Here is a 10,896-nt window from a genome sequence, read left to right as displayed (position 1 = left end):
TTAACTGTAAACGCTCGTAAAAAAGACAACACCGGAAAGGAAATTCCCCATCTTCTAATTTTTTACTCGACTAAACCCCATTTCCCGAAATGAACGACTACAGAGGGATTTCCATGATAAATAATAACATTAAATATCCTGCAACTATTTTTTCTAAATCTATTCCGCCTAACGATTCCTACGCAATCCCCTCAAATTGGACCGAAATCGCTATATCTCCCCCTTCGAATGCCAACCGAGCCCTTCCCTTCCCCCGAATCCAACCTCACGCTACTATAGAAAACTCCTCAGAAAACCAGCCATCAGATCCTTCTTATAAACCGAATCCTCATACTCTCAGAAATAACCCTCCGAACCTAAACACCCAATTCTTCACAGCTCTTACAAAGAAAATCCTAAAGGACTTCTATCCTAAGACCTGTCCGAATCCGGAATGTAAAAATAAACCCTTAGAAAAAGAAATCTCTACTCATCCAGAACTCATCCGTTGCTCTAAATGTAGATACCTAACTTCCCGAATCTCCTACACTCCCCTTCACCATTGTAAGCTACCACTTTGGATGTTCGGATATGTATTCTACGAGTCCCTTCTTCAATATCCCAAGGTAATCACCTCAACCGAGATCAGTAAAAAATTAAGAATCGGAACTAATTCTGCTTCTCTATTAAAAAGAAGATTCCAGTTATTTTGTTCTGATCAACTACCTAAGTTTAAGTCCCTTACCTACGAATCCCTAAGCCACCAGTTCAAAGACTTCCTTTTACCTCCCAATGAGAATAAAGACATTACCAAGATCATGGAAAAACGCCCCTACGTATGCGTAGACACTGCTGTATTATACTCTGCTGGGGAAAGAGCGAGTCAGGGAAGGAAACGATACAGTCATAGAGGACAAACCTCTTCTATCTACCTTTCAGAGAAACTTGGTGGGAAAGCAGATCGGGACTTTAGTCCAAACAATCGCTATTAAAAATGGTCCTGTATTCTTTACTTCTGTTCCTAATCAAAAAGCGGAGACCTTAGGACCTCTCATCAGAGAACATTTGCCTACAACTACTCCACTTTTCACCGATCAAGGTTACCCTTGGCTTTGGGGAGTGTATAGAAACCATAGAAGTGTAAACCACTCTGCTCATTCCAAGGATAACAGGTTTCGGTGGGCAAGAAATCGATGGAGCAAGAATGGAGTCCACAACCAAGTCGCGGAAGGAAATCACAGGCTTTTAAAAACAGCATTCTCTTCTTACGGATATATCAGACCCAAGTATTCACAGTTATATTTGGATGAGTTCGCTTTTCTTAAGAACACTCACGTATTCGGATTAGATACGTTGGTGGATTCGGTTGGTGAAGGTGAAGATTCTTGTCGGAGTAGGGATCTCTTCTCCCCCCGATCGGGAGCTACCGTAGGGCGATCGGTTGGGATTCGGGGGAAGGGATTTCTATTCCGACAAAATTTTCAATTTCTTGCTGAAAATATAATCTTGCAAAAAGACCATATCGTCCGGATTCGAATCGAAAAAATTCACCCCGAGATGATACCTACCCTCGGATATCTCCCTAAATCGGACCACCTCTCCGCGTAGAATCAAATCCCTTTCCGCAATCGGTACGAACATTTTTATGATATTATGCTTTTTTAAATATTCGAACGTCCTCTTCTCCTCTATCTCGAACAGAAGACCGTTCATACTGATATCCAGTATTTTCGTAGCCGCCTTCGCCATCTTGTAGTTTTCCTGACGTATATACACCTTAGTGAACGCATACGTCAGAATCTCACCCAATTCCTGGATGTAAAGAGCCTGCTGTCTTGCTATGGAAAACTTATCCATAGCGGTGGAATACACCCGAATATGCCCGATAACGTCGTTGAATAAACGCACAGGTGTCGCCACGTACGAAATCATGAAATTCCTCACTTCGTCTTTCTGCATATCCCGGAAAAAAGCGTCGGCCTTTGCCTGGCCCTGGGCCTGAACCATTCCAAGATACGCCTCGCGGAAATTTTCGAGCGACTCCTCCTTCTCCTCCCCTATATAGTTCATGATCAAGGAGCAATCCGGAATATAAACCGTACAGTTATGCTCTTTCATAAACCTGCCGATAAAACCGCCGTCCCGACCGGATCCGTAAAAGACGATCTCATAATCCCGCGACACGGTCATGATATAATCCGTCGCCATAAGATTGATCAACTTCAAGCTCGGATTATCTTTCTTGATCTCTTTCATTAAATGGAAGAACCTTTGCTCCACATAAAGGTTCTTTCCGAGTTCCCTTTCACCTCCGCTCAAAGAACGGTATAGAATGACGTAATTCATAAACAGGTCGTCGACGGCGACCCTAAGATTCTTTCGGAACGCCGCGGCCTGAAGCTCCGCAGGGATCTTGATACGTACGTGGTCCTCCCAAAACTGTAGGATCACGACTTCGAACTGATAAAGTATATTCAATATTTCGAAACTAATTTTTGCCCGAAGAATTCCCTTGGACTGGACGTACGGCACCAAGAGGATTAGGGTATCTTCGGAGATCTCTTCTACGACCGCGCTGAGTTTTTCTCCTTCATAGTCGAAAGGAAATTCCCTCTGATCCGCCTTTAAACTGTAAAACAGGTGTTTTACGAGGTTGATATCCGACCCGATGATCGTTTCTCCGAACATCGTTTCGAGAATCGTGATTAACTCCTGTAGACTATCCGACCTGCCGACTGCCATAAAACCGAAAAAAGAAAACGACCCTATCTAACATTTTCGACTTTTGCAAAAGCCGAATCCAGCCGAAGAGTTTTGTTTCTTTTCCGATCCCTTCTTTTTACGGAAAAAATTATGGGACATATTCGCAAAAATACTGGAAGGAAATTGTTCAATAGGTTTTCGAAACTCCTGCCGAAAGAAATAGCATGGAACAGAATAAGTCCGAACTCAATCCCGAACTCTTCGATATGATGCGCCAAGGCAAACTTTCGGCGGCCAAAATTCTCGCTTTGATTTCGCTGAAAGAATTGGTGGATAAATTCGCCCACAAGCCTTTCCTCGAACCCGAAAAGCTCGCGGAAATCAAGGAAAGAACGGGCGTGGAACCGGATATTCTGAGCTGGGGAGATTATTTTCAGACGGAAGTGGCATCACGTTTCTTTGATAAATCTGACTCCGACTTCTCTAAAATCGTAGATACGATCCGCTTCGATCTGATTTCCGCGCACCTGATTTTTTCCGGCAAACCGGATTACTTTACGGATTCCGTCCGCGGCCAAGCCATCATTTCTAGATCCGTCGATTCCAGCTTTTGGACGTTGGAAGACGAAGAGAGCGTTCACTTGGAGATTCTTCTGGATTATTTCGAGCAGATGGGATTGGGAGAAAAACCTTTGGCCATCTCCGACAGAATTTGGTACGAAAGCTTCGAACTAAAACGAGAAGCCGTCTGATGGCGTTGGTAGATGCCGAAACAGTCGAATTGTCCCGCGATTCCAGGATAGAGATCCTCTACCTGAACAATCCCGAGACTAAGAATTCGATGACTACGGATATGGGCCTCGAATTCAAGGCCCATATAGATCGTCTAAAAAAAAGTTCTCCTCGCGTCGTCGTTATTACCGGCAAGAACGACATCTTTTCCGCCGGTGGAAATTTCGAGCTCCTGAAGTCCTTTGCCGCCAAGGACTTCGAAACGAATAAGCGGGAAATGTTCGAATTTTATAATCTTTTCCTCTCCGTACGCGATCTGGAAGTCCCAGTCATTTGCGCGGCCAACGGCCATGCAGTAGGAGCCGGACTTTCCATCACGTTCGCTTGCGACATACGTGTCTTTGCAAACGAAGGAAAATACCAATTCAATTTCGTGAAATTGGGTATCCATCCCGGCATGGGATCAAGTTATCTGGTCCGTGAACTTTTCGGAACTTCTCTGTCCAACAGGCTTCTCTTTTTAGCGGAATCTCTGAACGGCACTGAATGCTTCAAGGCCGGAATCTGTTACGATTCCGTTCCGAAAGAGGAAGTGCTAAAACGGGCTACCGAAATCGCGATTTCTCTCAGCGAAAGCGCTCCCTTGGCGCTTTCGGAACTCAAGAGGAACACTTACAATCGGGAAGCCCTAAACGCAGCCTTACGTTTGGAAGCGGAATCGCAAGCTCGCAATTTTCTTTCCAAAGATTTTCGGGAAACGATCAAATCCATCGAGGAAAAGAGAAAGCCTATCTTCAAAGGATTCTGATAACCCGCAAAAAAGTGACCGGAAAACCCGGCCACTTTTTCGATCCGATCGACGTTCCCCGTCTGAAGTCAATCAGAAATATCTAATTTACCTTCTCGAACCGATTCCTTCATCGCTTTGAATGTCTCCCTATAGTCGCTCCAGGCATTCCATACTACGAAGCCGTCGCTTTTGCTGGCCACGCTTGCCTCTATCTGAGCCTTGACGTAATCCTTTAAATTCTTTTTGGAATACGAGATCTTCATGGAAAAGCCCTGGATATAACCCACGACCCTCGTTTCAGGCAAGGCTCTATTCTTGGCATTGGTCAATCCGTCGAAGATGGTTTTGTACGGATTCGAGATCCGTTCCGGATGACCGTAAAAATGGGAAGGATACAACATGGGGTAGAGAACGTCCACAAGCTGCGCGAAGACTTCCACCTTCTGTCCGATCGTATCGTCCTTGTTAAAGGGAATTCTACCGAAGATATCGGCCCCCAAGTAAGGCGGATCCTCGCATGTATTGGCCTCGCTCCGGATCTTGGAGATAACGGATCCGATATTTTGGTATTTCTTCTTTACCGGAATCTTGAGCTCCGACTCGTCCGCATAGCGAATATAATCCAGTTGGATCTCGGGAAAGCCGGACTCGCACGCATTTCGAACGGTTTGCAGAATGGAATTCATGCGGGACGGAGCCGGGAATTCCGTCTTCAACCCTCCAGCAAAATTCACGAGTCTACCGATCGGGTAAAAACCTAATTTCCGAACCCGATCGATCTCCGCACGAGAAGGAGTACTAGCCTGCAGATCGATCACAAGCACGTTCACTCCGGCGTCCGCAGCCTCCACGAGAAGTGTTTCCCATTTTTTTCGATGGGAGCGATTTACAACCAAGGAATTATGCACATAGATTCCCCGATAAAATTTGGGGGGTTTGCTGTCGGAATGGATCGCTTTTCTAGGAATCGGTTTCGTTTTGGGAAGTTCTTCCGATGGCTGCTTCTTCTCCTTTTCCGTCCGCACTGGAGCCGCATTGGATAAGGAAGAACGATTCGTGGTTTCTGCGAATCTTCCCTTTGTTCGGGTCTGTTCCTCTTTTTCCGCCGATCGGAAGGGAGAAGAAATTTCCTTTTTCCTCGTGTTTTCCGGAAACGGAAGGGTGAATTCCGCACAAACGGAAAGCGGGAAGAAGGAAAAAAGAAATAAGGGTAAAATGGAAAACGATTTGCGCAAGTTTCCTCTCCGGTCTAGTAATAAGTATCGAAACGAGTCGCTCCGATCTTTCCTCGAAGTTTTGAACGGGGGAAAAAAACGGGAGGAACCAAATGAAATTCGGATATGTGTACGAGGACGTTTTTCTAAAACACGATACCGGCAAGTTCCATCCGGAACGACCCGAAAGGTTGGAAGCCGTTTTGGAGCGACTGGGAAAGACTTCCTATTTCGGATCTCTCCTCCGAATTCCTTCCCAAAAAATACCGCCCGAACTGATTCTTTCTGCGCACGATCGGACTCACCGGGACCGTTTTCTTTCCATCGAAGGAAAGCAAGGCAGCTTTGACGCAGACACCCCTTTTTCTCCGAAAAGCCACGAAGCGGCCCTCCTCGCCGCCGGAAGCGGAGTCGTCCTAGTCGACCAATTACTTGCTGGAACCTTGGAAGGCGGAATTGCCTTGGTTCGTCCCCCCGGTCACCATGCGGAAACCGGAAAAGCCATGGGATTTTGCCTTTTGAATAATATCGCGATCACCGCCGGCTATCTATCGGGCATGGGAAAGAAAGTGTACATCCTGGATTGGGACGTTCACCACGGCAACGGCACCCAGGAAATCTTTTACGGGTCGGACCGGGTATTCTTTACTTCTCTCCACCAATATCCTTTCTATCCGGGTTCCGGCTCCGCAAACGAGACAGGAAGCGGAGAAGGAAAGGGCTTCACTCTCAATATCCCTCTCCCGGAAAATTCGGGAGAAAAAGAATATCTCCGGGAATTCGAGGAAAAAGTACTTCCTTCCATCGAATCGTTCCGACCGGACTTCCTCCTAATTTCCGCTGGATTCGATGCCCACAAAAGGGATCCCTTAGGCGGAATGGCGCTTTCAACGGAAGCCTTTGCCAGATTTACGGAAATGACTCGGAAAACGGCCTCCCAATCCGGAGCTCCCATTCTTTCCTTCTTGGAAGGAGGGTACGATTTGCAAGCTCTGGCGGAGAGCGTGGAAGCTCATATCGCGGTTTTAGCGGAATAGGCTTTCAAAAAAATGCCCGCCCTCGCTCGAAACTTCGCCGATAGGAGGAATATGCAGGAGTTTTCTCCCCAATCGGACCTGGCTCATCGCTTTCGGAATTATGTAATCCTGTTGGACAGACTTTTGAGAGAAGTGGAAGAGGAACTCCAGGAAAACCGCGCGGCCAGGAACGAATGGTCGGAATGGAACCGCAATTGGAAGAAGGTTTGGCTCTATCCGAGCGAAGAAAACCGGCAATTGCGGGAAATCGTCTCCGTAAAATACCGCAACAGACTTCCCTGACTTCCCCCTCCTCCTTTTTGCCCTAGGACTTCCTTGAAAAAAGGGGTTGAAATTATGTCTCTAAATGGATTCAATCGGAAATACCGGGGAATCAAATGGGGAGAAAACTGCCACCTAGACTCTTTTTGTTCTTCCTATTAGGTCTTACCCTCGTCGCCTCCCTTCCTTCGGAACCCCTCCCGTTTTTCGCCTTAAAGGAAAAGGAAGCCAAAACCTTTTTTAAAAGAGGGTTGGCTTATTATAACAAGGGAGAATTCGCCGCCGCAAGGGAAAACTTCCTCAAATCCCTTTCCTTAAAACCGGACTTTACCCACGCCAAGTTCTTCCTATCCGAGACCTATTATCTCAGCGGAGACTGGCAGGAAAGTCTCGCCGAACTGGAACAGTTGGAATCCTCCGGCAAGCTCGGACTCATCCGAAAGAACAGATTGGACGCCCTTAGATTCCAACTCGGAGGCGGGAACAGGAAAGATACATTAGAATATTATAAATCCATAAATGGGGACGACCTCCGTCGCTTCAGATTCAGGAACCCGACCGATATAGCCGTGGACGAGGAGGGGTATCTCTACGTCGCGAGCTTCGAAACCGCGAATATCGTCAAATTCGACGCGAACGGAAACCCTGTGGACAATTTCAAAGGCTCCTTCGGGAGGAACATGGACGGGCCCACCGCGATTACGATCCGTGGAAAATCGATTTTCGTCGCGGATTATTCCGGAGATAAGATCTACGAATTCGACACGCGCGGAAGCTACGTGAATCGTTTCGGAAATACGGGAAAGCAGAATGGAAGTTTTCACGGACCTTCCGGCATTTTCCTCACGAGAGAAGGTTACTTATTCGTTTCGGATATGGGAAACGATCGGGTCCAAAAACTTTCCAAAAACGGGGACTTCCTGCAGGAAATCGGAAAAGGGATTCTAAGACAACCGGCCGGTCTAAAAGTCAATACGAGAGGCGAAATCTACGTAGCCGATAAGGGAAACCGAAGGATCGTGGTCTTTGATAAGGAAGGAAATTATCTGAAGGAAATTTCCCATCCTTCCTTCAAAAAACCCCGCAATCTCACGATCCGCGAGGATAAGATATACATCGCGGACGAGGGCTCCGGCTTATTCGTCTACGACTCCGTCTCCAAAAATTGGTCCGATTTCCAAAGTTTCCGGGATTCCAAAAACAACGTCCGGAACTTCGACCAACCTTTCTCCGTCTGTTTCGATTATACCGGAACCATGTTCGTCACGGATTTCAACAGACATCGGTTGGACATCTTTTCACCCAAAGGACAACTCGCTTCCAACTTGGATCTGTTGATAGAAAGAGTGATCAGTTCTGATTATCCGGAAATCTCCCTGGTCGTCCAAGCCAAGGATCGTCACGGAGTCGCGGCAAAAGCGATCCATAGAAATTCCTTTAGGGTCTACGAAATGGAAAACCTTTCCCCTTTGATCGGACTGACCGACATGAGAAAGTACGATCATCGGATCAGCGTTTCCATCGTTGCGGAAAATTCCAGGCTGATCACGGATTCCTACCCTCTGATCGAAAAATCCTTACGACCTTTCCTATCCGAACTCAGAGCCGAGGACAAACTGCAATTGCTACGCTCCGGAAAGGACACTCAGGTGGCCTATCCCTTCGGAAAAAGTATGTACGACATCCTGAAATCCGTTCGAGCCTTCGTTCCGGAAGAAGAATCCCAAATCGGCAAATCCTTGCAGAGGGGAATCACCGACCTCCTGGATAGCATCGGGCCCCGCGCCGTGCTTGCCATCGTTTCCGGAAAGGAATTGCGGGCGGGCTTTACCCAATTTCCTCCCACGAAAATCATACGCTTTGCGGTCGCGCACGATATTCCCGTTTTCTTTTTTTGCTTGGGAGAAGAAGGCGGATCCACTTCCGTATATAGGGAGATCGCGGAAAAAACCGGAGGAAAATTCCTACTCATACCGGGAGGTGGAGCGGAAAAGAACCTCAGGAATTGGATCGAAGCCAAAAAAGATCGCAGATATCTTCTTTCCTTCAAAAGTAGAATAGACTCTTCTGGCGGAGACGTTTATATACCGGTGGTCGTGGAAGCTATATTCAGAAATTCTAATGGAATGGCGGAGACGGGTTTCTTTACTCCATGAAAGTCTTTTATACATCCCCTGCTCTTCTACTCCTTCTCTTAGGAACTCTTCTTGTTTTCCCCGGTCCGCAAATCGCGAAAGAGACGATAGAATGGATCAAAGAAGGAGAGTCGTTTCTAAAGGCAAGAAACTATCCGAACGCATACGATTCTTTCCGAGAGGCGATCCAAAAAAACCCTCAGTCCGTGCGCTCCCACCTAGGCCTTTCCGAGGCGGCTCTTCGCCTTCACAAGGAAAAGGAAGCGCTGCGCTCCTTGAATAAGGTATTGGAGCTGGAACCGAAAAATAAGGCTGCAGTGAGGTTAAAGGCCGATACTCTAGCGAGACTGGGCAAGTATGAGGAAGCATTATCCGTAGTTCGCCCTTTTTTGGACGAGGACAAATACGATCCGGATCTTTTCCCGGTCTTAGTAGAAGTTCATCTGGCCCAAGGAAACGTGGAAAAAGCGGCCTTCGAATTGAACTCGGCTCTTTCGCGTCTCCCCAAAAACAGGGAAATCCGAATGTTGGAAGCTAGGAGCGCTGCCCTAGGTGGAAACTTCTCCAAAGCCCAAACTCTCCGGAACCAATTGGAAGCGGAAACCTCCGACGATCCGTCGGTATTTTTAGAATCCGGAAAATTCCTGCTCCTTTGGGCGGAAAAACTTTCCGGTTCCAAAAGAGAATCCAAGATCCAAGAAGCCGCGGAAAAATTCGAACGTTCGATTTCCCTTTATCCCGACGAAGAGGACGCTTTAAGGCAGCTCGCCAAGACAAGGCTCTATGCCGGTCGTTATTCCGATGCGGAAGAACTCCTAAATCGACTGTTGAATCGCTTCCCCTCTTCCACCGAGTACCTGTATCTTCGTTCTTTTGCCAGACTGAAGAAAGAACCGGAATCCAAGGAGGCAAAGTCCGACCTGGAACGGATCATGATTCTGGACGATTTGGATCCGCTAACGAGAGAACGGGCCGAAACTTTTGCACTGGAATCGTTAGCGGAAGGAAACGGAACTCGCAGGAGTTTGGGGGAATACCGATTGCAGCGTTTCCGCGCGAACCGAAACTCTTTTTTATACGATCTGGCTTGGGCCCATTTAACGAGGGCGAGAGAACTCCTCCCAAATCGTCCGGAGATTCTAGTACTTACCTTAGAGGAATACAAAAGGAGGGGGGACTTTCCCCGGTATTTCAATCTTCTATTGACTTTGAGGGAAAAATTTCCGGACAACAAAAAATACGGCTACGCCGTGGAAAACAATCTGGATCATTTTAAAAAATCGTTAAGTTATCGGGAAGGGTTGGTCAAAATCGGAAACTTCGGCATAGAGGAGGACTACGGACGGACTCCGCCGGAGCTTTTGGTTTTCGATCCCGAAAGCGAGGATTTCCTTTCCAAATATCCGAACGCTCCGACGATTGTCGGCAAAGCGCTGCGTTCCTTTTTATCTAAGGATCCCAGAGTCAAGGCCGTAGACCTGGAATCTTTCCAGAAAAAGGGGCTTCTGGACACGGAGCCGTATTCGGGAGCCGTTCCGAAAACCGAAAAGAACTTTTCCGAGATCAAAAATTCCAAGGGAGAACAGATCCGTTTCGTAGCGAGCGGAAAATTATCCTATAAGAACGGTGCGCTTCGCGTAGAATGGAGCCTAAGGGATCACAAAGAGGAAAAAGTCCTAGGAACTTTCCGCGTCTACGCCAACGGCCGCGACGGTTTGACGGAAGCTACTTTAAGAAGTCGTGATAAACTCCTCGCTCTCATTCCCGCCATGGGTCGGGTCCACAGAATCAAAGAGGATTCCATCGTTGTCAACGCTGGAATCGTGGACGGCATAGCCAAAGGAACCGTGCTCTATCTTTACAATTCCTCCGCCAAGGTGGGAGAAGCCGTCGTGGACGAAGCGGACCTGTACACCGCCAAGGCCATACCAACAGGAGGCGAGGAAATTCTTCGCGTCTTGGCAGTGGGAAATCGAGCCTATTGGCACCGAACCAAAGGAACTCCTGCAAACGAAAAATAAGCCTTCCTCTCGGAAAGATCCAAA

At 47.4% G+C, this 10,896-nt stretch carries 8 protein-coding genes and 1 pseudogene; 7 read left to right on the top strand and 2 right to left on the bottom strand.

Going from position 1 to position 10,896, the window contains the following annotated elements; all coding sequences use genetic code 11:
• Nucleotides 1-113: 113 nt before the first annotated feature.
• Nucleotides 114-1,350 (top strand): annotated as a pseudogene (locus EHO60_RS08935) (transposase); the annotation flags it as partial.
• 93 nt (nt 1,351-1,443) lie between these two features.
• On the opposite strand, the gene EHO60_RS08930 reads toward EHO60_RS08935, so the two are convergent.
• Entirely contained in the window at nt 1,444-2,721 is a 1,278-nt protein-coding gene (locus tag EHO60_RS08930) for a PilZ domain-containing protein (RefSeq protein ID WP_135767762.1), read from the bottom strand.
• Nucleotides 2,722-2,906: 185 nt separating this feature from the next.
• On the opposite strand from EHO60_RS08930, the gene EHO60_RS08925 reads away from it, so the two are divergent.
• Both EHO60_RS08925 and EHO60_RS08920 read left to right on the top strand, forming a co-directional pair.
• Nucleotides 2,907-3,434, top strand: a complete 528-nt coding sequence (locus EHO60_RS08925; RefSeq protein ID WP_135767761.1) for a hypothetical protein — start codon at nt 2,907-2,909, stop codon at nt 3,432-3,434.
• Nucleotides 3,434-4,222, top strand: coding sequence for an enoyl-CoA hydratase/isomerase family protein (locus EHO60_RS08920; RefSeq protein ID WP_135767760.1), 789 nt, complete (start codon nt 3,434-3,436; stop codon nt 4,220-4,222). The genes EHO60_RS08925 and EHO60_RS08920 overlap by 1 nt, the downstream gene beginning before the upstream one ends.
• Before the next feature lie 68 nt (nt 4,223-4,290).
• On the opposite strand, the gene EHO60_RS08915 is transcribed toward EHO60_RS08920, so the two are convergent.
• Nucleotides 4,291-5,439 (bottom strand): putative glycoside hydrolase, encoded by a 1,149-nt coding sequence (locus EHO60_RS08915; RefSeq protein WP_135767759.1) that lies wholly within the window; start codon nt 5,437-5,439, stop codon nt 4,291-4,293.
• A 92-nt stretch (nt 5,440-5,531) separates the two neighbouring features.
• Between EHO60_RS08915 and EHO60_RS08910 the strand changes: the two genes are divergently transcribed.
• From EHO60_RS08910 to EHO60_RS08895, 4 genes are all read left to right on the top strand, one after another.
• The gene (locus EHO60_RS08910) at nt 5,532-6,455 is read left to right on the top strand and encodes a histone deacetylase family protein (protein WP_135767758.1); all 924 of its coding nucleotides are present in this window, start codon (nt 5,532-5,534) and stop codon (nt 6,453-6,455) included.
• 51 nt (nt 6,456-6,506) lie between these two features.
• A complete protein-coding gene (locus EHO60_RS08905) occupies nt 6,507-6,737 on the top strand; it encodes a hypothetical protein (protein ID WP_135767757.1) in 231 nt (76 codons plus the stop codon).
• A 95-nt stretch (nt 6,738-6,832) separates the two neighbouring features.
• Entirely contained in the window at nt 6,833-8,872 is a 2,040-nt protein-coding gene (locus EHO60_RS08900) for a tetratricopeptide repeat protein (protein ID WP_135767756.1), read from the top strand.
• Nucleotides 8,869-10,872 carry a tetratricopeptide repeat protein gene (locus EHO60_RS08895; protein ID WP_135767755.1) on the top strand — a complete coding sequence of 668 codons (2,004 nt, stop codon included), beginning with the start codon at nt 8,869-8,871 and terminating at the stop codon, nt 10,870-10,872. The genes EHO60_RS08900 and EHO60_RS08895 overlap by 4 nt, the downstream gene beginning before the upstream one ends.
• Nucleotides 10,873-10,896 lie beyond the last annotated feature (24 nt).

This window comes from Leptospira fletcheri (genome assembly GCF_004769195.1).
GTDB lineage: Bacteria > Spirochaetota > Leptospiria > Leptospirales > Leptospiraceae > Leptospira_B > Leptospira_B fletcheri.
The sequence above is the reverse complement of the archived record's forward strand: the minus strand, read 5'-3'. Positions and strand labels throughout refer to the sequence as shown.

Excerpts from the sequence above, each read along its gene's own strand:
- EHO60_RS08925 (WP_135767761.1), top strand. The coding sequence starts at position 2,907 with ATGGAACAGAATAAGTCCGAACTCAATCCCGAACTCTTCGATATGATG.
- EHO60_RS08900 (WP_135767756.1), top strand. The coding sequence starts at position 6,833 with ATGGGGAGAAAACTGCCACCTAGACTCTTTTTGTTCTTCCTATTAGGT.
- EHO60_RS08930 (WP_135767762.1), bottom strand. The coding sequence starts at position 2,721 with ATGGCAGTCGGCAGGTCGGATAGTCTACAGGAGTTAATCACGATTCTC.
- EHO60_RS08895 (WP_135767755.1), top strand. The coding sequence starts at position 8,869 with ATGAAAGTCTTTTATACATCCCCTGCTCTTCTACTCCTTCTCTTAGGA.
- EHO60_RS08920 (WP_135767760.1), top strand. The coding sequence starts at position 3,434 with ATGGCGTTGGTAGATGCCGAAACAGTCGAATTGTCCCGCGATTCCAGG.
- EHO60_RS08905 (WP_135767757.1), top strand. The coding sequence starts at position 6,507 with ATGCAGGAGTTTTCTCCCCAATCGGACCTGGCTCATCGCTTTCGGAAT.
- EHO60_RS08910 (WP_135767758.1), top strand. The coding sequence starts at position 5,532 with ATGAAATTCGGATATGTGTACGAGGACGTTTTTCTAAAACACGATACC.